The sequence below is a fragment of the Streptomyces sp. H51 genome (assembly GCF_035656535.1).
In the GTDB taxonomy this organism is placed as follows: domain Bacteria; phylum Actinomycetota; class Actinomycetes; order Streptomycetales; family Streptomycetaceae; genus Streptomyces.
Map to the genome: position 1 here is coordinate 1 of NZ_JAYMHD010000015.1, position 24,079 is coordinate 24,079.

General features: G+C 71.1%; 19 protein-coding genes and 1 pseudogene. 5 read left to right on the forward strand and 15 right to left on the reverse strand.

Annotated features, from left to right (window positions below):
* The 6 genes and pseudogenes from VKA29_RS03180 to gap all read right to left on the reverse strand — a co-directional run.
* A pseudogene (locus tag VKA29_RS03180) lies at window positions 1–578 on the reverse strand (glucose-6-phosphate isomerase); the annotation flags it as partial.
* 314 nt (window positions 579–892) lie between these two features.
* On the reverse strand, window positions 893–1,228 hold the full coding sequence (locus VKA29_RS03185; RefSeq protein ID WP_079060169.1) for an RNA polymerase-binding protein RbpA: 336 nt from the start codon (window positions 1,226–1,228) through the stop codon (window positions 893–895).
* Between the two features lie 229 nt (window positions 1,229–1,457).
* Complete coding sequence (gene secG / locus VKA29_RS03190; RefSeq protein ID WP_324783870.1) at window positions 1,458–1,688, reverse strand: preprotein translocase subunit SecG; 231 nt, start codon at window positions 1,686–1,688, stop codon at window positions 1,458–1,460.
* 114 nt (window positions 1,689–1,802) lie between these two features.
* Window positions 1,803–2,579, reverse strand: coding sequence for a triose-phosphate isomerase (tpiA, locus tag VKA29_RS03195; protein WP_324783596.1), 777 nt, complete (start codon window positions 2,577–2,579; stop codon window positions 1,803–1,805).
* 6 nt (window positions 2,580–2,585) lie between these two features.
* Window positions 2,586–3,797 (reverse strand): phosphoglycerate kinase, encoded by a 1,212-nt coding sequence (locus tag VKA29_RS03200; protein WP_324783597.1) that lies wholly within the window; start codon window positions 3,795–3,797, stop codon window positions 2,586–2,588.
* Window positions 3,798–3,985: 188 nt separating this feature from the next.
* Window positions 3,986–4,993, reverse strand: a complete 1,008-nt coding sequence (gap, locus tag VKA29_RS03205; protein ID WP_324783598.1) for a type I glyceraldehyde-3-phosphate dehydrogenase — start codon at window positions 4,991–4,993, stop codon at window positions 3,986–3,988.
* A gap of 457 nt (window positions 4,994–5,450) precedes the next feature.
* On the opposite strand from gap, the gene VKA29_RS03210 reads away from it, so the two are divergent.
* A complete protein-coding gene (locus VKA29_RS03210) occupies window positions 5,451–6,791 on the forward strand; it encodes an MFS transporter (protein ID WP_324783599.1) in 1,341 nt (446 codons plus the stop codon).
* Between the two features lie 159 nt (window positions 6,792–6,950).
* On the opposite strand, the gene whiA is transcribed toward VKA29_RS03210, so the two are convergent.
* The 4 genes from whiA to uvrC are packed head-to-tail and all read right to left on the reverse strand — an operon-like array spanning window position 6,951 to window position 12,014.
* Window positions 6,951–7,940: a DNA-binding protein WhiA gene (gene whiA, locus VKA29_RS03215; protein ID WP_324783600.1), complete on the reverse strand. Its 990-nt coding sequence runs from the start codon at window positions 7,938–7,940 to the stop codon at window positions 6,951–6,953.
* Window positions 7,931–8,998, reverse strand: coding sequence for a uridine diphosphate-N-acetylglucosamine-binding protein YvcK (locus VKA29_RS03220; RefSeq protein WP_324783601.1), 1,068 nt, complete (start codon window positions 8,996–8,998; stop codon window positions 7,931–7,933). The genes whiA and VKA29_RS03220 overlap by 10 nt, the downstream gene beginning before the upstream one ends.
* On the reverse strand, window positions 8,995–9,951 hold the full coding sequence (gene rapZ / locus VKA29_RS03225; protein WP_324783602.1) for an RNase adapter RapZ: 957 nt from the start codon (window positions 9,949–9,951) through the stop codon (window positions 8,995–8,997). Before rapZ ends, VKA29_RS03220 begins: the two co-directional genes overlap by 4 nt.
* Entirely contained in the window at window positions 9,948–12,014 is a 2,067-nt protein-coding gene (gene uvrC, locus VKA29_RS03230; RefSeq protein WP_324783603.1) for an excinuclease ABC subunit UvrC, read from the reverse strand. Before uvrC ends, rapZ begins: the two co-directional genes overlap by 4 nt.
* Before the next feature lie 389 nt (window positions 12,015–12,403).
* Between uvrC and VKA29_RS03235 the strand changes: the two genes are divergently transcribed.
* Window positions 12,404–13,357 carry a hypothetical protein gene (locus VKA29_RS03235; protein WP_324783604.1) on the forward strand — a complete coding sequence of 318 codons (954 nt, stop codon included), beginning with the start codon at window positions 12,404–12,406 and terminating at the stop codon, window positions 13,355–13,357.
* Window positions 13,358–13,390: 33 nt separating this feature from the next.
* Here the strand turns inward: VKA29_RS03235 and VKA29_RS03240 are convergent, their stop codons facing one another.
* On the reverse strand, window positions 13,391–13,816 hold the full coding sequence (locus VKA29_RS03240; protein ID WP_324783605.1) for a Rieske (2Fe-2S) protein: 426 nt from the start codon (window positions 13,814–13,816) through the stop codon (window positions 13,391–13,393).
* 197 nt (window positions 13,817–14,013) lie between these two features.
* Here VKA29_RS03240 and VKA29_RS03245 point away from each other — a divergent pair, with 197 nt between their 5' ends.
* Window positions 14,014–14,925: a carbohydrate kinase gene (locus VKA29_RS03245; RefSeq protein WP_324783606.1), complete on the forward strand. Its 912-nt coding sequence runs from the start codon at window positions 14,014–14,016 to the stop codon at window positions 14,923–14,925.
* 217 nt (window positions 14,926–15,142) lie between these two features.
* Here the strand turns inward: VKA29_RS03245 and uvrA are convergent, their stop codons facing one another.
* Window positions 15,143–18,109 (reverse strand): excinuclease ABC subunit UvrA, encoded by a 2,967-nt coding sequence (uvrA, locus tag VKA29_RS03250; protein ID WP_324783607.1) that lies wholly within the window; start codon window positions 18,107–18,109, stop codon window positions 15,143–15,145.
* A 224-nt stretch (window positions 18,110–18,333) separates the two neighbouring features.
* On the opposite strand from uvrA, the gene VKA29_RS03255 reads away from it, so the two are divergent.
* Together VKA29_RS03255 and VKA29_RS03260 are read left to right on the forward strand one after the other, a co-directional pair.
* Window positions 18,334–19,020, forward strand: a complete 687-nt coding sequence (locus tag VKA29_RS03255; RefSeq protein ID WP_324783608.1) for a maleylpyruvate isomerase family mycothiol-dependent enzyme — start codon at window positions 18,334–18,336, stop codon at window positions 19,018–19,020.
* Between the two features lie 70 nt (window positions 19,021–19,090).
* Window positions 19,091–19,747 (forward strand): MBL fold metallo-hydrolase, encoded by a 657-nt coding sequence (locus VKA29_RS03260; protein WP_324783609.1) that lies wholly within the window; start codon window positions 19,091–19,093, stop codon window positions 19,745–19,747.
* Between the two features lie 472 nt (window positions 19,748–20,219).
* On the opposite strand, the gene aroQ is transcribed toward VKA29_RS03260, so the two are convergent.
* The 3 genes from aroQ to VKA29_RS03275 form a co-directional block, all read right to left on the reverse strand.
* Window positions 20,220–20,693, reverse strand: coding sequence for a type II 3-dehydroquinate dehydratase (aroQ, locus tag VKA29_RS03265; protein ID WP_324783610.1), 474 nt, complete (start codon window positions 20,691–20,693; stop codon window positions 20,220–20,222).
* Window positions 20,694–20,809: 116 nt separating this feature from the next.
* Entirely contained in the window at window positions 20,810–21,811 is a 1,002-nt protein-coding gene (locus tag VKA29_RS03270) for a TerC family protein (RefSeq protein WP_324783611.1), read from the reverse strand.
* A 261-nt stretch (window positions 21,812–22,072) separates the two neighbouring features.
* A complete protein-coding gene (locus VKA29_RS03275; RefSeq protein WP_324783612.1) occupies window positions 22,073–24,079 on the reverse strand; it encodes a TerD family protein in 2,007 nt (668 codons plus the stop codon).

The following is a 24,079-nucleotide window of genomic DNA, read 5'->3' on the forward strand; positions in this document are numbered from 1 at the left end:
TGCAGGTCGGCGCCGTCCACGTTCGACACGAACCGGAACGTCAACTCCCGTGCCGTCCAGGCACGCAGCGCCTCGTACGCCATCGCCGGGCCCAGGTCGGAGCCGCCGATGCCGATGTTGACGACGTTGCGGACGCGCCGGCCGGTGTGGCCGGTCCACTCGCCCGAGCGGACGCGCTCGGCGAAGCCGGCCATCCTGTCCAGGACTTCGTGGACCTTGGGCACCACGTTCTCGCCGTCGACCTCGATCACCGCATCGCGCGGGGCACGCAGCGCGGTGTGCAGCACCGCCCGGTCCTCGGTGACGTTGATCTTCTCGCCGCGGAACATCGCGTCGCGCAGGCCGAACACATCCGTGGCGGCGGCCAGCTCGCGCAGCAGCCGCAGCGTCTCGTCGGTGACCAGGTGCTTGGAGTAGTCGACGTACAGGTCACCCACCTCGAGCGTGTAGCCGGTGCCGCGGCCGGGGTCGGCGGCGAACAGGTCGCGCAACCGCGTCTCACCGAGTTCCTGGCGGTGCCTGGTCAGCGCGGTCCACTCGGGCGTCTGGTTCAGCCTGGTACGGCCGTGTGCGTTCATGTCCGACTTCAGCCTTCTTTCCTGCCTGCTCCGGGCTGTTCCAACCTAATTGATCAGCCGGTGAGGTGAGCCGTCGTCGCGTCGTCGTACGGCGCGACAACAGGTACGTACGGCTTGAGCGCAGGTGTCGGCGAAATGACGGAACAGGGCGAAGAAGACGGCCGCCCGGCGGGCGGCGGCAGGGCGCGGCCCCGTGCGGCCACGGCGGAACCGGGGCACGGCGGGGCTCCGCGGGCCGGGTGCGCACGCGCGCCGACGGGCACCGCGGACACGTGCGGCCAGGCACCCCTGGGCGCCCGGCCGGCTCACAACTGTCAGATCTCGCCGCGGAGTTTGGCGAGCGCCTCGGCGAGGATCGCCTCGCCGTCCGCGTCGCTGCGCCGCTCCCGGACGTAGGCGAGGTGCGTCTTGTAGGGTTCGGTGCGCGGCGGGTCCGGCGGGTTGTCCTGGTCCTGTCCGGCCGGAAAGCCACAGCGCGGGCAGTCCCAGGTTTCGGGTACCTGCGCGTCGCTGGCGAAGCTCGGCTGGGTCTCGTGCCCGTTGGAGCACCAGAAGGAGATGCGCAGCCGCGGCGCGGACTCGCCACGCTCGGCCTCGCCCATCGGCCCCGCCCCGACCCGGCTACCTCGGATCGCGTTGCCACTTGCCACGGTCGTAACTCCCTGCGTGATGGTGCCGCGAAGCGAGTCGGCGTTCCGCTTCGCTGCGAGCGCCTCAGTCTACGTAAGGCCCAACGCGCGTCCAGTGATTGGAGTTACCGCCCCACACCCAGACGCAAGCCCCATGATAGGCCGCGCTCAGGTGCGCGTACCGAACATGGGGCCTTACGTACGAAATGTGCTGCGGTAGTGCCTGCGTGGTGAACCGCGTCTGCCTTGATCAGCTGTTGGTCTTCATCAGGATGCCCAGTACGACGATGCACGCGAACCACAGCAGACCGACCACCAGGGTGATGCGGTCCAGGTTGCGCTCGGCGACCGAGGAGCCGCCGACGGACGACTGCATGCCGCCACCGAACATGTCGGAGAGGCCGCCGCCCTTTCCCTTGTGCATCAGCACCAGCAGCATCAGCAGCAGGCTGAAGACGATCAGGGCGATCGAGAACCCCAAAACCACGGCTGGACCAACTTCCTCGGATTCGGATGGACGACGGGGGCACAGCGCCATGGCTGTGCCCCCGCAAGGGTACGACGGATCGTCGCTACCGCATACTCCCAGCTCGTGTCACTGGTCGCGGAAACGCACGATCTTGACGAACTCGTCGGCGTCCAGCGAGGCGCCCCCGACCAGGGCCCCGTCGATGTCGGCCTGCGCCATGATCTCGGCGACGTTGCCGGCCTTGACGGAGCCGCCGTACTGGATGCGGACCTTGTCGGCCAGCTCCTGCGTGTACAGCTCGGCGATCTTCCCGCGGATGGCGGCGCAGACCTCCTGGGCGTCCTCGGCGCCGCAGACCTTGCCGGTGCCGATGGCCCAGACGGGCTCGTAGGCGATCACGACGGTCTCGGCCTGCTCGGCCGGGACGTCCTTCAGGCCGCCCTCGACCTGCGCGAGCGTGTGCGTGACGTGGTCGCCCGCCTCGCGGACCTCCAGTTCCTCGCCGACGCACAGGATCGGGGTCAGGCCGTGCTTGAACGCCGCCTTGACCTTGGCGTTCACCAGCTCGTCGGTCTCGTGGTGGTACTGGCGGCGCTCGGAGTGGCCGACGGCCACGTACGTGCACTTCAGCTTGGCCAGCATCGGGCCCGAGATCTCGCCGGTGTAGGCGCCGGAGTCGTGCGCCGAGAGGTCCTGGGCACCGTACTTGATCTTGAGCTTGTCGCCGTCGACCAGCGTCTGCACGGAGCGCAGGTCGGTGAAGGGCGGCAGGACGGCGACCTCGACGGCCTCGTAGTCCTTGTCGGCCAGGGCGAAGGCGAGCTTCTGGACGTGTGCGATGGCCTCGAGGTGGTTGAGGTTCATCTTCCAGTTGCCCGCCATCAGCGGCGTGCGCGTACTCATTGTGGGTCAGTCCTCCAGTGCGGCGAGGCCGGGGAGCGTCTTGCCCTCGAGGTATTCGAGGGAGGCGCCGCCGCCGGTCGAGATGTGGCCGAATGCGTCCTCGTCGAAGCCCAGCAGGCGCACGGCCGCGGCGGAGTCGCCGCCGCCGACGACCGTGAAGGCCTTCGAGTCGATGAGGGCCTGGGCGACCGCCTTGGTGCCCTCGGCGTAGTCGGGGTGCTCGAAGACGCCCATGGGACCGTTCCAGAAGACGGTGGCGGCGTCGGCGAGCTTCGAGGCGTACAGCTTGCGGGTCTCGGGACCGACGTCCAGGCCCTGCTGGTCGGCCGGGATGGCGTCCGCGGCGACGGTGGTGGGGTTGGCGGGGGCCTTGGTCTTCAGGTCCGGGAACCCGGTGGAGACCAGCGCGTCGACGGGGAGGACCAGCTCGACGCCGGTCTTCTCGGCCCGCTCGATGTACTCGCGCACGGCCGGGACCTGGTCCTCCTGAAGGAGGGACTTGCCGATCTCGTAGCCCTTGGCCTTGAGGAAGGTGTAGGCCATGCCGCCGCCGATGAGGAGACGGTCGGCCTTGCCGAGCAGCTGGTCGATGACGGCGAGCTTGTCGGAGACCTTGGCGCCGCCGAGCGCCACCACGTAGGGGCGGTGGACGTCCTCGGTGAGCTTCTTCAGTACGGCGACCTCGTTCGCGATGAGGTAGCCGGCGGCGTGCGGCAGGCGGGCCGGGAGGTCGAAGACCGAGGCGTGCTTGCGGTGCACCGCGCCGAAGCCGTCGCCGACGTAGAGGTCGGCGAGTTCGGCGAGCCTGTCGGCGAAGGCGCCGCGCTCGGCGTCGTCCTTGGAGGTCTCGCCGGCGTTGAAGCGGAGGTTCTCGACGACGGCGACCTGGCCGTCGGCGAGGCCCGCGACCGTCGAGCGGGCGGACTCGCCGACCGTGTCGGTCGCGAACTCGACCGTGGTGCCGAGGAGTTCGCCGAGGCGGGCGGCGGCCGGACCGAGCGAGAAGGCCGGGTCCGGGGCGCCCTTGGGACGGCCGAGGTGCGAGGCGACGACCACACGGGCGCCGGCCTCGGCGAGGGCCTTGACGGTGGGCAGGACGGCGCGGATGCGGCCGTCGTCGGTGATCGTGGTGCCGTCCAGCGGCACGTTGAGGTCGGCGCGGACGAAGACCCGCTTGCCGCCGACGCCTTCGGAGAGAAGTTCGTCGATCGTCTTCATATGAGGACTCCTAAAGGGGACTCGGGAGGCTCGGACGCCCGAGAGGGCGGCTCATGTCCGTGAGGCTGCTGTCCGCGCGGCGCGGCCGCGAGGGCCGACCGGGCCACAGCCACGCGACACAGGGCTCGGACAGCGCGGCGGTGCGCTGCCCGAGCCCTGTTCTCACATCGAGGTGCCTGCTGGGGTGATCAGAGCTGGTCGCCGACGAAGACCGTGAGGTCGACGAGGCGGTTGGAGTAGCCCCACTCATTGTCGTACCAGCCGATGACCTTCACGTTCTTGCCCTCCTGAACCATCGTCAGGGAGGAGTCGAAGGTGCAGGACGCGGGGGCGTTGACGATGTCGGAGGAGACGATCGGGTCCTCGGTGTACTCGAGGATGCCCTTCAGTTCGCCCTCGGAGGCCTTGAGGAAGGCGGCGTTGACCTCTTCCTTGGTGACCTCGCGGCTGAGCTCGATGACGAGGTCGGTGACGGAGCCGGTGGGGACCGGGACGCGCATGGCCATGCCGTCCAGCTTGCCCTTGAGCTGCGGCAGCACCAGGGCGGTGGCCTTGGCGGCACCGGTGGTGGTGGGGATGATGTTCTCCGCGGCGGCGCGGGCGCGGCGCAGGTCGCGGTGCGGGAAGTCCAGGATGCGCTGGTCGTTGGTGTACGCGTGCACCGTCGTCATCAGGCCCTTGACGATGCCGAAGTTCTCGTCGAGGACCTTCGCCATCGGCGCCACGCAGTTGGTGGTGCAGGAGGCGTTGGAGATGACGTGGTGGTTCGCCGGATCGTACTTGTCCTGGTTGACGCCCATCACGATGGTGATGTCCTCCTCCTTGGCCGGAGCCGAGATGAGGACCTTCTTCGCGCCGCCGGCGATGTGCTTGTCGGCGTCGGCCTTCTTCGTGAAGATGCCGGTCGACTCGATGACGATGTCGACGCCCAGTTCGCCCCACGGGATGTCGGCGGGATCGCGCTCGGAGAGCACCTTGATGGTCTTGCCGTCCACGGTGATGGTGTCGGCGGTGTGGGAGACCTCCTGCTTGAGGCGGCCCAGGATGGTGTCGTACTTCAGGAGGTGTGCGGTGGTCGCGGTGTCACCCAGGTCGTTGACAGCCACGATCTCGATGTCTGCACCCTGCTCCAGCAGCGCGCGGAAGTAGTTACGACCGATGCGGCCAAAGCCGTTGATGCCTACGCGGATCGTCACGAACCGATCTCCTCGTTGGTACGCCGGCACGTGCCGGCGAGCTGTATGGGATGTCCCCGACCACCCCCGACCCTACCTCCCCGGGGGCTTCCGGGTGACATCGAGATGCCCCATACCCGGCACGTCGCGACGTACCCGTCAGTAGAGGTACGGACCGCCCGACGGGGGCGTTCCGACCGGTGCCGGAACGGCCGGCGACGGCTCGCGAAGCGGTCTTCCGCGGCGCCGCCACGGGGCGTTTTCCGGTCAACCTGCCGGGACCCTGATGACTTCGGTCGGCCGGTCGTCGACGATCTCCATCGGTGCCACACCGGGCCCTGTCACGGATGGCCGCATGAACGCGAGGTCCGGCTCGAATGCCGAGGGGGACGGCGAGGTGGGACGAGTCCGTCGGGGTCCTGACGGCGGAGGTCCCCATGCCGGAGGTCCTCGTGACGGAGGTCCTGATGGTGATGTCGTGAGCACGTACTCCGTGGGGTCGGCGAATTTCGGACGCTTCTGGTTCGGGCAGACGCTCTTCGGGTTCGGGACCCGGATCGGCACGCTCGGGCTGTCCGTTACGGCCGTCGGACCGCTCGACGCGAACACCCGGCAGGTGGGTGTGCTCGCCGCGGCGTCCACCGTCTGCTACCTCGTCATCGGCTTGCCCGCGGGCGCCTGGGTGGACCGGATGCCCAAGCGCCGGACGATGATGTGGGCGGCTCTGACCCGCTGCCTGACCATCCTGGTGATCCCGGTTCTCCTGCTCACCGGGGACCTGCGTATCGAGGTGCTCTACGCCGTCGCCGTCGTCGTGGGCGTGGTGAGCGTCTTCCTCGACGTCGCCTCCCAGTCGTATGTTCCGGTCCTGGTGCCGGAGGAGGACATAGGGGCCGCCAACGCCCGGCTCGAGGCCACGGCGCAGGTGTCCGCGCTGGGCGGGCCCGCGGTGGCCGGGCTGCTCATGCGGGTCGTCAGCGCACCGGTCGTGATGCTCGTCGACGCCCTCGCCCACCTGGTCGGCCTCCTGTCCCTCGGCGTGACCAGGGACGGTGAGCGCAGGCCGGCACCGGAGGAGGGCGGGGGCCGCCGGCACCTGACGGCCGACATCGGGGAGGGCCTGCGGTTCGTCCGGGACCAGCCCGTCGTCCGGCGGCTGGCGGTCTCCATGGGGGTGTCCAACTTCTTCGCCACCCTCGTGTCCACCCTGGTCCCGGTCCTGGTCATGCGGACCATCGGCTTCGACTCGTTCGTGCTGGGGCTCGTCATGACCTGCGGGGCCGCGGGTGGCGTGGTGGGCGCCCTGCTCGCGCCGAGGGCCCGCAAGCGTTTCAGCGCGGGCGCCGTGATGTCGTGCGGCCTGCTCATGGCGGCCCTGTTCACCGTCGCCAACCCCTTGGCCGCGGCCGTCTCACCGCACGGCAAGGTCCTCGCCGGGGCGGTCCTGCTGGTCGGGGAGTTCGGTCTGACGGTGGGCGCGCTGCTGTTCAACGTGACCCAGGTCAGCCTGCGGCAGTCGCTGTGCCCGAAGCATCTCCTGGGCCGGATGAACGCCTCCGTCCGCTTCGTCGTCTGGGGGAGCATGCCGCCGGCGGCGCTGGTGGCCGGGTGGCTCGGCTCGGCGATCGGTGTGGTCGGCGCGCTGTGGGTCGGCGTCGTGGGCAGCGTGGCGACGGTGCTGCCGATCCTCGCCGTCGACCGGGTCATGGCCGCCTCCTCCGCGGCACCTCGGACCCAGGAACCGCAGACCCAGGAACCGCAGACCCAGGAACCGAAGGCGCAGGAACCGAAGGCGCAGGAACCGAAGGCGGCGCGGTGATCCCGCGGGACGGTGGGGAACCGGTGGAGCGCATTCCGGCGCGGGCGGTCCGACACGGACGGGGGCGTGTCTCCCCGGGGAACGGGACCGCTCGGGGGAAGGGGGAGGCGGTGCCGGACCCGCACGCGACGGGCACCGGCAGGTCGGGCGGGCGCGTGGTCAGCCCACGAGGTTTTCCGCCATCTCCTCGGTGAGGCTCGACTCCGTGCCCGGGATGCCGAGGTCGGAGGCGCGCTTGTCGGCCATCGCCAGCAGGCGGCGGATGCGACCGGCGACCGCGTCCTTGGTCAGCGGCGGGTCGGCGAGGGCGCCCAGTTCCTCCAGGGAGGCCTGCTTGTGCTCCATGCGCAGCCGGCCGGCGGCGGCGAGGTGCTCGGGGACGTCGTCGCCGAGGATCTCCAGGGCGCGGGCCACACGGGCACCGGCGGCGACGGCCGCGCGGGCGGAGCGGCGCAGGTTGGCGTCGTCGAAGTTGGCGAGCCGGTTGGCGGTGGCGCGCACCTCGCGGCGCATCCGGCGCTCTTCCCAGGCCAGCACCGACTCGTGTGCGCCGAGCCGGGTCAACAGCGCGCCGATGGCATCACCGTCACGGACGACGACCCGGTCGACGCCCCGCACCTCGCGGGCCTTCGCGGCGATCGACAGGCGGCGGGCGGCGCCCACCAGGGCGAGCGCGGCCTCGGGGCCCGGGCAGGTCACCTCCAGGGAGGAGGAGCGGCCGGGCTCGGTGAGCGAGCCGTGTGCCAGGAAGGCTCCGCGCCAGGCGGCCTCGGCGTCGCAGGTGGCGCCGGACACCACCTGCGGGGGCAGGCCGCGGATCGGGCGGCCGCGACCGTCCACCAGGCCGGTCTGCCGGGCCAGCTGGTCGCCGCCGGCGACGACCCGGACGACGTAGCGCGAACCGCGGCGCAGTCCACCCGGCGCCATCACGATCAGCTCGGAGCTGTGGCCGAAGATCTCCAGGATGTCCCGCTTGAGGCGGCGGGCCGCCATCGCGGTGTCCAGCTCCGCTTCGATCACGATGCGCCCGCTCACCAGGTGGAGGCCGCCGGCGAACCGCAGGACGGCCGAGACCTCCGCCTTCCTGCAGCAGGTCCGGGTGACGGGGAGCCGGGAGATCTCATCCTTCACCGCTGCCGTCATCGCCATGGGCCGATCCTTCCATGCATCCGAAAAATACGGTCGTACGCGGCGGCGAGGAGCTCCGGATCATGTCTTGGAGTCCCGTCCGTCCGGGCCACCGGCGCCAGCTCGACCGCGGCCCCGAGCCGCTCGGCGGCCTCGACGAGTACGTCGCGGTCGGGCACGGCGGCCTCGTCGGCCAGCACCACGTCCAGGGCGAGTTTAGGGGCGTGTCGTCCCAAAACCTCCAAATGACGCTGCGGGGAGAAGCCTTCGGTTTCTCCGGGCTGCGGCACCAGGTTCAGTGAGAGTACCCGGCGTGCCTTGGTCTGCGTGAGCGCGTCCAGCAGCTCGGGGACGAGCAGGTGCGGGATGACGGACGAGAACCAGGAACCGGGGCCGAGCACCACCCAGTCCGCGTCCAGCACCGCCTCCAGCGCCTCGGGGACGGCGGGCGGGTCGTGCGGTACGAGGTGCACGGACTGCACCTCGCCGCGGGTGAGGGCGACGGTCGCCTGACCGCGGACGGTCTCGACCTGCTCCGGCCGGTCCGGGTCGTGGCCCTTGACCAGCGCCTGCAGCTCCAGCGGTACGGCGGACATGGGCAGCACGCGCCCGTGCGCGCCCAGCAGTCTGCCGACCAGGTCCAGGGCCTGGACGTGGTCGCCGAGCTGCTCCCACAGGGCGACGATCAGCAGGTTGCCGACCGCGTGGTCGTGCAGGTCGCCCTGGGAGTGGAAACGGTGCTGGATGACCCGGGCCCAGGTCTGGCCCCAGTCGTCGTCGCCGCACAGGGCGGCCAGTGCCTTGCGCAGGTCGCCGGGCGGCAGTACGCCCAGCTCGTCGCGCAGGCGCCCGCTGGAGCCGCCGTCGTCGGCCACGGTGACGACGGCGGTGAGGTCGCCGGTGATCCGGCGCAGCGCGGCGAGCGAGGCGGACAGGCCCATGCCACCGCCGAGGGCGACCACCTTGGGTTGTGCGCCGCGGCGGCGGGGCCGGGCGCCGCGGGTCTCGACGAGCCGTCCGCCGCGCCCGTCGGGCACGGCCCGGCGCAGCCTGCTCAGCCGCAGAGAGCGTTGCCTCATTCCCGTCCCATGTCCCGGTGCACGACCACCGTCTCCACACCCTCGGCCGCGAGACGCGCGGCGAGCTTCTCCGACGTGGCGACCGAGCGGTGCTTGCCGCCGGTGCAGCCGATGGCGATGGTCACGTAGCGCTTGCCCTCGCGGCGGTATCCGGCGGCGATCAGCCGCAGCAGCTCGGCGTAGCGGTCGAGGAACTCCTTCGCGCCGGGCTGGTTGAAGACGTACGCGGCGACCTCCTCGTTGAGGCCGGTGAAGGGGCGCAGCTCCGGGACCCAGTGCGGGTTGGGCAGGAAGCGCATGTCGGCGACCAGGTCGGCGTCGACCGGGAGGCCGTACTTGAAGCCGAAGGACATCACGGTGGCCCGCAGCTCGGGCTCCTCCTCGCCGGCGAACTGGGCGTCCATCTTGGCGCGCAGCTCGTGCACGTTGAGGCTGGAGGTGTCGATGACCAGGTCGGCGTCGCCGCGCAGTTCACGCAGCAGTTCGCGTTCGGCGGCGATGCCGTCGACGATACGTCCGTCGCCCTGGAGGGGGTGCGGGCGGCGCACCGACTCGAAGCGGCGCACCAGGGCCTCGTCGGAGGACTCCAGGAAGACGATCCGCCGGGTGACGTGTCTGGCCTCCAGGTCCGCGAGCGACTCGCGGAGGTTGTCGAAGAAGCGCCGGCCGCGCACGTCGACGACGACCGCGATGCGTGCCACGTTGCCCTGGGAGCGGGCGCCGAGCTCCACCATGGTGGGGATCAGCGCGGGCGGCAGGTTGTCCACGACGAACCAGCCGAGGTCCTCCAGGCACTTGGCCGCCGTCGAACGCCCGGCGCCGGACATGCCGGAGATGATCACCAGTTCGGGGATCGCGGCGTCGGGCACCCCGGCCGCCTCGATGGTCGGGCCCGTACTCACCTGTGCTCCGTCTCCGCTTCGGTCTTGTCGTCCGTGTTCGGTGTCGTTCATGTCTCCTGCCCCCGTCGCTGGTCCGGTGCCCCCGTCGTCACGGGTTCCCCGCCGGAACCCATGGTGCCGGGTTCCTCCTCCATGATCTCTCCGGTCGCCGTGTTCACGGCGGGTGCGGCCGGCGCGGCCTGGGCGAGGGCCACGGCGATGGTCTCGGCCGTCTTGCGGCCTATGCCCGGTACCTCGCAGATCTGGTCGATGGTGGCCGAGCGCAGCTTCTTCAGCGAGCCGAAGTGCTTCAGCAGCGCCTGCTTGCGGGTGTCTCCGAGGCCCGGCACGTCGTCCAGGGGGCTCGCGCGGAATCGCTTGGCACGCTTGGTGCGCTGGTAGGTGATGGCGAACCGGTGGGCCTCGTCTCGGACGCGCTGCAGCAGGTAGAGGCCCTCGCTGGTGCGGGGAAGGACCACCGGGTCGTCCTGGTCCGGCAGCCAGACCTCCTCCAGGCGCTTGGCGAGCCCGCACACGGCGATGTCGTCGATGCCGAGTTCGTCGAGGGCCTTCTTGGCCGCGGCGACCTGCGGCTGACCGCCGTCGACCACGACCAGCTGGGGCGGGTAGGCGAACTTCCTGGGGCGGCCGTCGTCCTCGGTGAGGCCGTTGCCGGTGCTGTCGCCCGAGCCGTCCGCGTCCGGGTTCTCGCCGTCCGCCCACTCCCCCGTCCGCTCCTTCTCGGCGAGGTAGCGCCGGAAGCGGCGGCTGATCACCTCGTGCATGGAGCGGACGTCGTCCTGCCCCTCGAAGCCCTTGATCTGGAAGCGGCGGTACTCGCTCTTGCGCTGCAGGCCGTCCTCGAAGACGACCATGGAGGCCACCACGTCGTCGCCCTGGAGGTGCGAGATGTCGTAGCACTCGATCCTCAGGGGCGCGCTGTCCAGGTCGAGGGCTTCGGCGATCTCCTCCAGGGCACGCGAGCGGGTGGTGAGGTCGGAGGCGCGCCTGGTCTTGTGCAGCACGAGGGCCTGCTGGGCGTTGCGCTCCACGGTCTCCATCAGGGCCCGCTTGTCGCCGCGCTGCGGGATGCGCAGCGAGACGCCCGAGCCGCGCCGCCCGGCGAGCCACTCCTGGACGGGTTCCACCGGGTCGGGCAGGGCGGGGACCAGCACCTCCTTGGGGACCGCGTCGCCGCTCTCCTCGCCGTAGAGCTGCTGCAGGGCGTGCTCGACGAGGGCACCGGTGGTGATCTCCTCGACCTTGTCGGTCACCCAGCCGCGCTGGCCGCGCACGCGTCCGCCGCGCACGTGGAAGATCTGCACGGCCGCCTCCAGCTCGTCCTCCGCGACGGCGATCAGGTCGGCGTCGGTCGCGTCGGCGAGCACGACGGCGTTCTTCTCCATGGCCTTCTTCAGGGCCTCGATGTCGTCGCGCAGGCGCGCCGCCCGCTCGTACTCCATCTCCTCGGCCGCCTCCCGCATCCGCTGCTCCAGCCGGCGCAGGTACGTGCCGGTGCGGCCGGCCATGAAGTCGCTGAACTCCTCGGCCAGTTCGCGGTGCTCCTCGGCGGAGACACGGCCCACGCAGGGCGCGGAGCACTTGCCGATGTAGCCGAGCAGGCAGGGCCGGCCGGTGCGGGCGGCGTTCTTGAAGACGCCGGCCGAGCAGGTGCGGACCGGGAAGACGCGCAGCAGCAGGTCGACGGTGTCGCGGATCGCCCACGCGTGCGCGTACGGGCCGAAGTAGCGCACGCCCTTCTTCTTGTGACCGCGCATCACCTGCACGCGCGGGTACTCCTCGTTCATCGTCACCGCGAGGTAGGGGTAGCTCTTGTCGTCGCGGTACTTGACGTTGAACCGGGGGTCGAACTCCTTGATCCAGGAGTACTCCAGCTGCAGCGCCTCGACCTCGGTGGACACCACCGTCCACTCCACCGACGCGGCCGTGGTGACCATCGACCGGGTGCGCGGGTGCAGGTTCGCCAGGTCCTGGAAGTAGTTCGCCAGGCGCTGGCGCAGGCTCTTCGCCTTTCCGACGTAGATCACCCGGCGGTGCTCGTCGCGGAACCTGTACACCCCGGGAGAGTCCGGGATCTGTCCCGGACGGGGGCGGTAGCTGGAGGGGTCGGCCATGTCTCACACCCTACTGGCGAGGGGTGACAGCGCGGCGAGCCTGTGGACAACGCCGGGGGACCGTCGTCCACAGGCTCGCGGCGCCGTGGCGGGACGGCCGTCTTCCGGTCGTTCCTTCTCCTGCCGGCCCGGGAACGGACCCGTTCCCTGAGGTCCCGGGGCCAGGACAGGCCCCGGTCCCCCGGCGTCCGATCGCGTCCCGGCCGGCGGTACGACGCTCCCGGGCTCCAGGTGTTGTCGGGACTTGGCCGACACGCTTCAATGCGGAGGCATCCGGGGCCGTGAACCAGGGCCTACGGATGTGAAGACGCCCGGACGCCGACGGATGCCCCACGGCGACGCGAACCGGTCTGACCAGCCGAAGCGAGCTTTCACAGAAAGGCCCCTGCATGCCGCACGCCACACAGCACGCGGACGTCGCCGCCGTCGCCACCGCGGAGCTGGCCACGGCCCTGCGGGGCGGCCCGTTCCATGTCGCGCTGCGCGCCGCGATCGCCGCCCGTGGACTGCCGCTGCAACGAGTGCAGCACCATCTGTCGCGGTACGGGGTCAAGGTCGGCGTGACGAGCCTGAGTTACTGGCAGCAGGGCGCCCGGCGCCCGCAGCGGCCGGAGTCCCTGCGCGCGGTACGGGCGCTGGAGGAGATCCTGCAACTGCCCGAGGAGTCCCTGATCAGGCTGCTCTCCGAGGGGGACGGGCCTTCCGGGCAGCGGCCCGGCGGCCGCTCCTACCGCTCCCTGGTGGAGGCGTCGGGCATCCTGGACCGGCTGCTGGCCGAGCTGGGCCTGCCGTCCGACGGCGGTCTGCACGCCCTCGGCCACCACGAGCGGATACGGATCGGAGCGCGCCGTGAACTGGCGGGACGCGAGTCGCACCACATCGTGCGCGCCCACCGGGACGGCGTGGACCGGTTCGTGGCCGTGCACCACGGCGATCCCGGGTGCGTGCCGGAGCGCATGGGCGTGCGGGCGCTGGAGAACTGCCGCACCGGGCGGGTGCGCACGCACGCGGAGACCGGCGTGCTCGTGGCGGAGCTGCTCTTCGACACGCGGCTGCGGGCCGGGGACACGTTCCTCTTCCGGTACGGCGTCGAGGACGGCACCGCGGGCGTGTCGAGCGAGTACGTCCGCGCCTTCGGGCCGGCCGGCGGGCAGTACGCGCTCCAGGTGTGTTTCGACGAGCGGGCACTGCCGGTGCGCTGTCACCGCTTCGCGCAGCACTCGGCGGCGGCCCCCCGCAGCGGCCGACAGGAACTCGCCCTCAGCGGGCGCCACCACTCGGTCCACCTCGTGGAGGCGCGGGTGCGGACGGGACTCGTGGGGATCGGCTGGGAGTGGGAGTGAGCCGCCCCCGGGCCCGGTGATGCCCGCCGCGGCTCAGGCCTGCGGACCGGCGACGATCCTGCCCTTCTCGGCCCGCACCGGCAGTTCGTCGAGCGGCGCGCCGGCCGGGGAGCGCAGCACCTTGCCGGTGGTGGCGTCGAACTCGCTGCCGTGGCACGGACAGATCAGCTTCGTCCCCCGCAGCGTGCTGATCGCGCACCGCGCGTGCGTGCAGATCGTGCTGTACGCCTTCAGCGAGCCGTCCGCGGCCCGGCTGACCACGACGTTGTGGTCCTGGTACAGCTTGGCGCCCCCCTCGGCGATGTCGCTCTCGGCGCCGAGGTCGACGGGCGCGGTCGGCACGGCGGAGGTGGTGGTGCCACCGGCCAGGGAGCACGCGGTCAGGCCGAGCCCCGCGACCGGAGCGACGGCGGCTCCACGCAGGACGGTACGACGGCTCGGGGAGGGACGGCCGGGCATGAGGATCTCCACTGGTGAGGGGCTGTACAGACCGCACGATACCGGGGCGATGTGCCGGGCCCGGACGCGGGACCGGCCACGCGGTCCAATGGTCCGCTCCGCGCAGTCCTCGCAGTCCGCCCGATCCCCGCAGTCCCCGCAGTCCCCGCAGTCCCCCAGTCCCCTCAGTCCCCTCAGTCCGAGGAAGGAACCGTCTCGTGATCGTCGTCGCCGGTGAGGCTCTGATCGATCTGGTCCCGCAGGGCACCGGTGCCCTCGCCGCCTTGAGGCCGGCGCTCGGCGGCGGCCCGTACAACACCGCCGTGGCCCTCGGCCGGCTGGGCTCCCCCACCGCCTTCTGCTCCCGCACCTCCCGCGACGCCTTCGGGGAGGCGCTGCTGAACGGGCTGCGAGCGGCCGGCGTGGACGTCTCCGGTGTGCAGCGCGGCACGGAACCCACCACCCTCGCGGTCGCCACGATCGACGAGGACGGCTCCGCCGCCTACTCCTTCTATGTCGAGGGCACCGCGGACCGGCTGTTCGCGACGCCCCCGGCGCTCCCCGCCGGGACGCGGGCCGTGTCCTTCGGCACCTGTTCGCTGGTCCTGGAGCCGGGCGCGAGCGCCTACGAGGAGTTGATGCGGAGTGCGGCCGCCCAGGGGGTGTTCATCGCGCTCGACCCCAACATCCGGGCGGGGTTGATCGCGGACGCGGACGCCTACCGCGCCCGTTTCATGAGCTGGCTGCCCTCGGTGTCGCTGCTCAAGCTGTCCGAGGAGGACGCCCGGTGGCTCGGCGGTTCCCCGCGCGAGTGGCTGGACGCGGGTCCCGCGGCGGTCGTGATGACCCATGGCGGCGACGGCCTGACCGCCTTCGTCCGGGACGGCGGCGAGTACGCGGTGCCGGGTGAGAAGGCCGACGTCGTGGACACGATCGGCGCCGGCGACACGGTGAACGCGGCGCTGCTGCACGGACTGTCCGCCCGGGACGCCCTGTCCGTCCCGGCTCTTGCGGGTCTGGGGGCTGACGGCTGGAAGCGGCTGCTGCGGTTCGCGGCGCGCGCGGCGGCGGTCACCTGCTCCCGAGCGGGCGCCGAGCCGCCGTACGCGGGGGAAGTGAGCGAGGCGTAGGAGCGCGGGCGATGCGCGGGGCATGAGGCGGGCGATGCGCGGGGCATGAGGAGGCGCAGAGCGCGGGGGACGTGCAGGGCCGGGGCGACGTGCGGGAGCCGGGGCGACCGGGGACGCGCGGCACCCCGCGGACGTGTTGCCTCTGTCGTGTTGCCTCTGTCCGCGGGGCGCCGTGCTGTTCGGTCGTGGCGTCAGCCGGTCCTGACGGCGGACGGCCTCACGCCTTCCGGGCCCGCGTGGTCTTCTTGGCGGGCGCCGCCTTCTTCGCCGCCGTCCTGGCCGCGACCGCCTTCTTCGCCGTCGCCTTGCGGGGTGCCTTCACCGAGGCCGCGTCGCTGATCCGGTCGGCGCCGAGGATCTCCCGGAGGAACTTGCCGGTGTGGCTGGCCGGGACCCCGGCAACCTCCTCGGGCGTGCCCTCGGCGACGACGAGTCCGCCGCCGGCGCCGCCCTCGGGGCCCATGTCGACGACCCAGTCGGCGGTCTTGATCACGTCGAGGTTGTGCTCGATGACGATGACCGTGTTGCCCTTGTCGACCAGACCGGAAAGCACCTTCAGCAGCTTGCTGATGTCCTCGAAGTGCAGACCGGTGGTCGGCTCGTCCAGGACGTAGACGGTGCGCCCGGTGGAGCGCTTCTGCAACTCGCTGGCGAGCTTCACGCGCTGCGCCTCACCGCCGGACAGGGTGGTCGCGGCCTGCCCGAGCCGGACGTAGCCGAGACCGACGTCGTTGAGCGTCTTGAGGTGGCGGTTGATCGCCGGGACGGCCTCGAAGAAGTGCATCGCCTCTTCGATCGGCATGTTCAGGACCTCGGCGATGGACTTGCCCTTGTAGTGGACCTCCAGGGTCTCCCGGTTGTAGCGGGCGCCGTGGCAGACCTCGCACGGGACGTACACGTCCGGGAGGAAGTTCATCTCGATCTTGATCGTGCCGTCGCCCGCGCAGTTCTCGCAGCGGCCGCCCTTGACATTGAACGAGAAACGGCCGGGCTGGTACCCGCGGACCTTGGCCTCGGTGGTCTCCGCGAACAGCCTGCGGATGTGGTCGAAGACGCCGGTGTACGTCGCCGGGTTGGACCGCGGGGTGCGGCCGATGGGCGACTGGTCGACGTGCACGACCTTGTCGACGAGGTCGTCTCCGTCCACGCGCGTGTGCCGTCCGGGGACGCTCCGGGCACCGTTCAGCTCACGCGCCAGGTGGGTGTACAGGATGTCGTTGACCAGCGTCGACTTGCCGGATCCGGAGACGCCGGTGACCGCGGTGAACACGCCGAGCGGGAAGGACACGTCGATGTCCTGGAGGTTGTTCTCGCGGGCGCCGTGCACCGTGAGGCGACGGGACGGGTCGTGCGGGCGGCGGACGTCCGGCAGCGGGATGGACTTCCGGCCCGCCAGGTACTGGCCGGTCTGCGACTCGTCGTTGGCCAGCAATTCCTTCAGGGAGCCACTGTGCACGACCTTGCCGCCGTGCTCGCCCGCGCCGGGGCCGATGTCGACGATCCAGTCGGCGACCTTGATGGTGTCCTCGTCGTGCTCGACGACGATGAGGGTGTTGCCCATGTCGCGCAGCCGGACCAGGGTCTCGATGAGCCGGTGGTTGTCGCGCTGGTGCAGGCCGATGGACGGCTCGTCGAGGACGTACAGCACGCCGACGAGGCCGGAGCCGATCTGGGTGGCCAGGCGGATGCGCTGGGCCTCGCCGCCGGAGAGCGTGCCGGCCGCGCGGTTGAGGGAGAGGTAGTCCAGGCCGACGTCGACCAGGAACCGCAGCCGTTCGTTGACCTCCTTCAGGACGCGCTCGGCGATCTTCTTGTCGCGCGCGTTGAGCTTCAGTTCGCCCAGGAAGTCCGCGCAGTCGCTGATCGACATCGCGGAGACCTCCGCGATCGACTTGCCCATGATCGTGACCGCGAGGACGACCGGCTTCAGGCGCGTGCCCTCACAGGTGGGGCAGGGCACCTCGCGCATGTAGCCCTCGAAGCGCTCCCGGCTGGCGTCGCTCTCGGCCTCGCTGTGCCGGCGCTTGACGAACGGGACCGCGCCCTCGAAGGGCGTCGTGTACACGCGCTCGCGCCCGTACCGGTTGCGGTAGCGGACCTCGATCTGCGTCTTGTGGCCGTACAGCAGCGCCTTCCTCGCGCGCTGCGGCAGCCCCGCGAAGGGGATGTCGGTCCGGAAGCCGAGCGCGTCCGCGAGGGCTCCGATCAGCCGGTCGAAGTAGTCCTTGGTGTGCCCGTGCGACCAGGGGTGGATGGCTCCCTCGTCGAGGGACTTGTCCTCGTCCGGGACGATCAGCTCGGGGTCGACCTCCATGCGCGTGCCGATGCCGGTGCACTCGGGGCAGGCGCCGAAGGGCGAGTTGAAGGAGAAGGACCGCGGCTCCAGCTCCTCGAAGGACAGGTCGTCGTAGGCGCAGTACAGGTGCTCCGAGTACATGCGCTCGCGCTCGGGGTCGTCCTCGGGAAGGTCGACGAAGTCCAGCACGACCATGCCGCCGGACAGGCCGAGCGCGGTCTCCACGGAGTCGGTGAGGCGGCGCTTGGCGCTCGCCTTCACCGTGAGGCGGTCGATGACCACCTCGATGGTGTGCTTCTCCTGCTTCTTCAGCGTGGGCGGGCTGGACAGCTGGACGGTCTCGCCGTCCACGCGCGCGCGGCTGTAGCCCTTGGTCTGGAGGTCGGCGAAGAGGTCGACGAACTCGCCCTTGCGCTCGCGCACCAGCGGCGAGAGCACCTGGAAGCGGCTGCCCTCCGGCAGCTCCAGCACCTTGTCGACGATGGCCTGCGGCGACTGGCGCGAGATCGGGCGGCCGCACTCGGGACAGTGCGGCTTGCCGATGCGTGCGAAGAGCAGGCGCAGGTAGTCGTAGACCTCGGTGATCGTGCCGACCGTCGAGCGCGGGTTGCGCGAGGTCGACTTCTGGTCGATGGAGACCGCCGGGGACAGGCCCTCGATGAAGTCGACGTCCGGCTTGTCCATCTGGCCGAGGAACTGGCGGGCGTACGAGGAGAGCGACTCCACGTAGCGCCGCTGGCCCTCGGCGAAGATGGTGTCGAAGGCGAGGGAGGACTTGCCCGACCCGGACAGGCCCGTGAAGACGATGAGCGAGTCCCGGGGCAGGTCGAGCGACACGTTCTTCAGGTTGTGCTCGCGCGCGCCACGGACGATGAGACGGTCGGCCACGCCGGTCCGCACCTTTCTTGAGAGAAGTGACAGGGGCGGGGCCCCCGTCCTTTTCAGACTAGGGGGAGCCACTGACAACGCCGGGTCGGTTTCTCGGGATGCATAACGATCCCCGCATCTCCAGGATGCCCGACGCCACACCCGACCCTATAGCACGTGCATTCGATTTCCGGCATTGCTTCACCAGCTTCACCCGAAGGTGTGGCGGAGCTAGGGTCAGCACCATGATTGATCACGGTCATGACCTGGTGTCCCTGCACGATGCGACCGAACGGCTGCTCAGCGCAGCCGCCGAGCTGGACGACGCCGCGGTGGCCCGGCCGTCACGGCTGCCCGGCTGGACCCTCGGCCACGTCCTGGCCCACCTCGCCCGCAACGCGGACGCCCTCGTGAACGTCCTGGAGGGCCGCCCCATGTACGCCTCCGGCGATGCCCGGGACGCCGACATCGAGCGGGACGCGCCGCGCCCGCTGGAGGTGCACCTCTCCGACGTGCGCGAGAGCGCGGCCCGCCTCCGGGCGGCGAGCGCCGTGCCGGCTGACTGGTCGCGGACGGTGGAACTGCGCAACGGCGTCACCGACTCGGCGGCCCGGGTGCCGTTCCGGCGGTGGGTCGAGGTGGAACTGCACCACGTGGACCTCGGGATCGGCTACGAGCTGGAGGACCTGCCGACGGAGTTCCTGGAGCGCGAGATCGCCTTCCTCGCCGAGCGGTTCGCGGGCCGTGCGGACGTGCCCGGCACGCGCCTGACCGACGGCACGCGCGCGTGGAGCACGGGCCGGGAGGCGGAGCAGCCGGAGATCACCGTCACCGGCCCGGCGCCCGACCTGCTCGGCTGGCTCTCCGGGCGCCGCGACGGCTCCACGCTCACCGTGGAAGGCGGTCCGCTGCCGGCACTGCCTCCGCTCTGACGGCCGACGCCCCGGGCCACCGGCCCATGGCGGGGGCCCTTCACCGGTCCCCCGCTATAGGCTGACCGGCATGACGTACAGCGGACAGGTGACGGTCGGCGGCCCGGCGGACGTGCACGAGCTGAAGGACCTGATGATCACCAAGATCGCGGTCGGCCCGATGGACAACAACGCCTATCTGCTGCGCTGCCGGGCCACCGACGAGCAGTTGCTGATCGACGCGGCCAACGACGCCGGCACACTGCTCGGCATGATCGGTGACGACGGCATCGCCTCCGTCGTCACCACCCACCAGCACGGCGATCACTGGCAGGCGCTGGCCGAGGTCGTCGCGGCCACCGGGGCCCGTACGTACGCGGGCCGGGACGACGCGGACGGCATCCCCGTGCCGACCGACGTCCTGGTCGACGACGGCGACGTCATCCGGGTGGGGCAGGTGGAACTCACCGCACGCCACCTGGTCGGCCACACGCCGGGCTCGATCGCCCTGGTCTACGACGACCCGCACGGGCACCCGCACGTGTTCACGGGCGACTGCCTCTTCCCCGGTGGCGTGGGCAACACGCGCAAGGACCCGAAGGCGTTCGCCACTCTGATCCACGACGTGCAGACCAAGATCTTCGACGTGCTGCCGGACGAGACCTGGGTCTACCCGGGGCACGGCAACGACACGACGCTGGGCGACGAGCGTCCGCATCTGCCGGAGTGGCACGCGCGCGGGTGGTGACCGGCCGGGATGCCGGCGCCGCACGGCGGTCCCGGCATCCCACCCGGACGGCACAGGGCGGTCGGGTCCTGTGACCTGCCGCCCCTGCCGCATCGGCCCGCTTGCCGCCTCGGTGAGGACGGGCCGGTGACCCACGGGGAGTCATGCCCTACAGCGTGCGGAGCGGCGGATGCGTCACACCGCGGGGGCGCACGGTACGAGACATCGCCCCGCGCACACCCTCGCCGCACGCCCAGCGCCCGACCCGTACGCGCCCCGTGTGAACCCTTCGCTCACACCGGCACCGTACGCGCGCTCGCGGTGCACCCTGTCGCGCGGTCAACTGGAAGCCGCCCCGCACAGGATGACGGCTCCTGCGCGACATGGGCCGCCGGCCTTCCCTATCCCGCCCTCGGCCGGCGGCCCGGGCATTCCCCGACGCTGTTCACTGAGTCTGTGAGCGGCCCACGCCCCTTGAGGGGGGCGGCGCCGCTCACACCTGGGCCTGCTCCGCCCCCGCCAGCGCCGCGACGCGCTCCACGCCGAAGACGTACCCCTGCACTCCGCATCCCGCGATGACCCCGTCGGCCCGCAGCGAGACGTAGGAGTGGTGCCGGAAGGACTCCCGCTGGTGGATGTTGGAGATGTGCACCTCCAGCACCGGCAGCCCGTCACAGGTGTTGAGCGCGTCCAGGATCGCGACCGACGTGTGCGAGTAGGCGCCGGGGTTGATCACGATGCCGCAGTGGCCGAGCCGCGCCTCATGGATCCAGTCCACCAGTTCGCCCTCGTGATTGGACTGCCGGAAATCCACGGTGCCGCCGTGCGCGGCCGCCGCCCTGACGCACAGTGCCTCGACGTCGGCCAGTGTGTCCTTGCCGTAGATCTCCGGCTGCCGTCGGCCGAGAAGGTTCAGGTTGGGGCCGTTGAGAATCATGATCGGGGCGTTGGCCAGGGTGCGGTGCACGGTTCCTCCGGTCCGGGGGCGGGCTGATCGGCCCCGGTCTATCACGGTGCGTCCGGCGCTGTGTGCTCCGCACCCGTCATGGGCTCCCGACGGTCGTCGTCCGTCGTCCGCCGTGGTCAGGCCTGGATGCTGTCCTTCGCGGCGTCTTCGGTCCCGGACGGCGCCGCCTCGGCCTCCGCCTGCTTCCTGGACGCCCTGAGGCTGGTGAGCGTGGTGATCAGGAGGACCGAGCAGATCACGCCGAGGGAGACCGGTATGGAGATCTCAGGGACGTGCACGCCGGACTCGTGCAGAGCGTGCAGGACCAGCTTGACGCCGATGAAGCCGAGGATGACCGACAGGCCGTAGCTGAGGTGGACCAGCTTCTTCAGCAGGCCGCCGATGAGGAAGTACAGCTGCCGCAGACCCATCAGCGCGAAGGCGTTGGCGGTGAACACGATGTACGGGTCCTGGGTCAAGCCGAAGATCGCGGGGATGGAGTCGAGCGCGAACAGGATGTCGGTGGTGCCGATCGCCAGCATCACGACCAGCATCGGGGTCATGACCCGCCTGCCGTTCTGCCGGATCCACAGCTTGGTGCCGTGGTAGCGGTCGGCCACGCCGAATCGGCGCTCGACCGCCTTGAGCAGCTTGCTCTCCTCGTACTCCTCGTTCTCCTCCTCGGCCCGGGCCTCCTGGACCAGCTTCCAGGCGGTCCAGATCAGGAAGGCGCCGAAGAGGTAGAACACCCACGAGAAGCTGGCGACGATCGCGGCTCCCGCGGCGATGAAGACCGCCCGCAGGGCCAGGGCTATGAGCACGCCGATGAACAGCACCCGCTGCTGGTACTGCGAGGGCACGGCGAACTTGGCCATGATCAGTACGAAGACGAAGAGGTTGTCGACGCTCAGCGACTTCTCGGTGACGAAGCCCGCGAAGAACTCGCCGGCGGGCCGGCCGCCGCCGAAGACGAGCAGGCCGAGGCCGAAGAGCACGGCGAGAGTGATCCAGACGGCCGTCCAGATCCCGGCTTCCTTGACGGACACGTCGTGCGGTTTGCGGCCGATGAAGAAGTCGACCGCGATCAGGGCGGCTAGGCCCACGATGGTCAGGACCCACAGGGTCGTCGAAACATCCACTGCGCCTCCGGCAGTACGTAACGGCAGATGTCAGCGTCGTCGCTGCCGGAGGTCTCTTCCACCCAGTGACTCGACTCTGGGCCGACGCCCCGGGATCTGGCCGGATCCGTATTGACGGGAACGCCGCAGCAGGCAGGGAGTACTCCCCTCCGTACGGAAGACAGTACCCCCATCACCAAGGAAAGGTAAAGAGATCGGTAAAGGAAACTCCAAAGATGCAGTTCAGAGCGCTTTACTCGTGCTTGACGCTCGCTGTGACGGTCAGCGTTTCCACTCGCGGCGAGCCTGCGCGACCTGCGCGAGAACCTGGTTCAGCACCTGACTGTGGGGCGGTACGAGGGCCGGCTCATAGGTCCAGGCGTGGCCCACCCACGGGTCGGCGAGGTGGTCGTCGGGCACCGGGGTGAGTCGCAGCAGCGAACGCCACAGCGGGTCGAGCAAGGGGCCGTATCCGGCGGCCTCCTCACGGTCGGCGATCATCATCAGATGGACGCCGACGGCCGGCCCTTCGTCCGCCAGGTAGCGCAGCTGGTTCACGGCCCGGTCGTCGAAGCCGTGCGGGAAGTCGTTGACGATCAGCAGTTGCTCGGCCGTGTCCAGGTCGTGCGGCAGCGAGTCGGCCGCGCCGCCGCGCATGGCCATCTGCACCAGGTCGACGCGCTGTGTCAGCCGCGCCAGGACGTCCGAGACCCCCGCGGCGCCCAGGGCGGGCGGGCCCGCGAGCACGCCGTTCTGCACCAGCGGCACGAGCTGCTGCGCGGCCGATCCCGCCGGGTCGATGACGTGCACGGTGAACTCGCCCGCCGGGTAGACGGCGAGCAGCCGCGCGGCGAGCGCCACCGCGGTCTCCATCCCGAGGCGCCGCAGGTCGTGGGCGTCGGCGAAGGTTTCGTCGAGCATTCCGACCCGCCCGCTGTCGATCCACAGCCCGCGTTCGAGCGGCAGGCGGACCAGCATCGGGATGCGCAGCGGGTCGCTCTCGGGCAGGTAGAGGTCGCCCAGGCGCACGGCCATCGGAATCTCCATCGGCACCCGGTAGGCGTGCCAGACGGGGTTGTCCCAGCGCGCGTACGCCGGCGGCAGCGCCGGCTCCACCACATCGGCCTCGGCGCCGAGTTGGGCGAGGTCCCGGTCGAGTGCCTGCCGGGCCTGGTCGACGAGCTGGGTGTGCTTCGCGCGGGCCGCCTCCCGCGCGGCGTCGCCCTGCCCGCCGATCCTGCTGCGGGGGTCGGACAGGACCTGGTCGAGTTCCTTCTCCATGCGGGAGTCGGCGAAGTCGACCGCGCTGCGGTAGGCCGCCGTGGAACGGGCCAGGTCCTCGAACATGCCCCAGACCTGGTTGTAGAGCCGCTCGTCCATGGACCAGCCGGTCGCGTCGCCCGCCACGGGCTGCGCGGGCCGGCCCGGCTGGGCCGGGGGTGCGGTCGGCGGGGGCGGAGGCGGGGCGGCGGTGTGCCGGCCCGGGTGGCTGTAGTCGATCGAACCGCCCGCGGTGGGCGCGGACGGCTGGGGGCCGGCGGAGGGATCCGCGGGACCCGCCGAAGGGCCGGACTGCGCGCCCTGCGCCGGGTACGCGGACGCGGCGTCGGGGGCCGCGTGACCCGAGGCTGTCCGGGGCACGGAGCCGGTGTGGTCGGGACCGTGCGCCGGTGCGGTCGCCTGTCGGCTGCGGTCGCCGTCCGCGGTACGCGCCTGCGGCGCCTGCACCGAGCGGGCCACGCCCTGGGCCACCGCCTCGTTGATGCCGGTCGCCAGTTGCTGGGCCTCGGCCAGATCCTGGTCGGTGAAGAGCTCGGCGAGGCCGCCGGCGTACCCCTGGCCGACGGCGCGCACCTTCCAGGCGCCCTGCCTGCGGTAGAGCTCCAGGGCGACGACCGCCGACTCGGCCTCGAGGCCGGTGATCGTATAGCTGGCGACCTCGGTGCCGTCGAGGCCGGTGACCGCCAGGAAGGGGGCGGCGACGGCGCCGAACCGGGCCGGGCCGCCGACTCCCACGGGCAGGGCGAGCAGCACACTGACGCGATGCACGGCCTCCGGCATGGCGTCCAGGTCCACCGCGAGACGGTGGTCGGCGGCCGCCTGCCGGGAGACCTCCAGACCGGGCAGGGTGGGTGCGCCCGGATGGGCCACCCATTCGACGCCGCGGATCTTGCCGTTCTCGTCGCTGAGCGTGGCCGCGGCCACGATCGGCTTGCCGGCCGAGACCCGGACCTCGAGACGGGCCTGGGTAAGCGGGTGGTTCTGCCCCCGCACCAGCTCGGCCGTCAT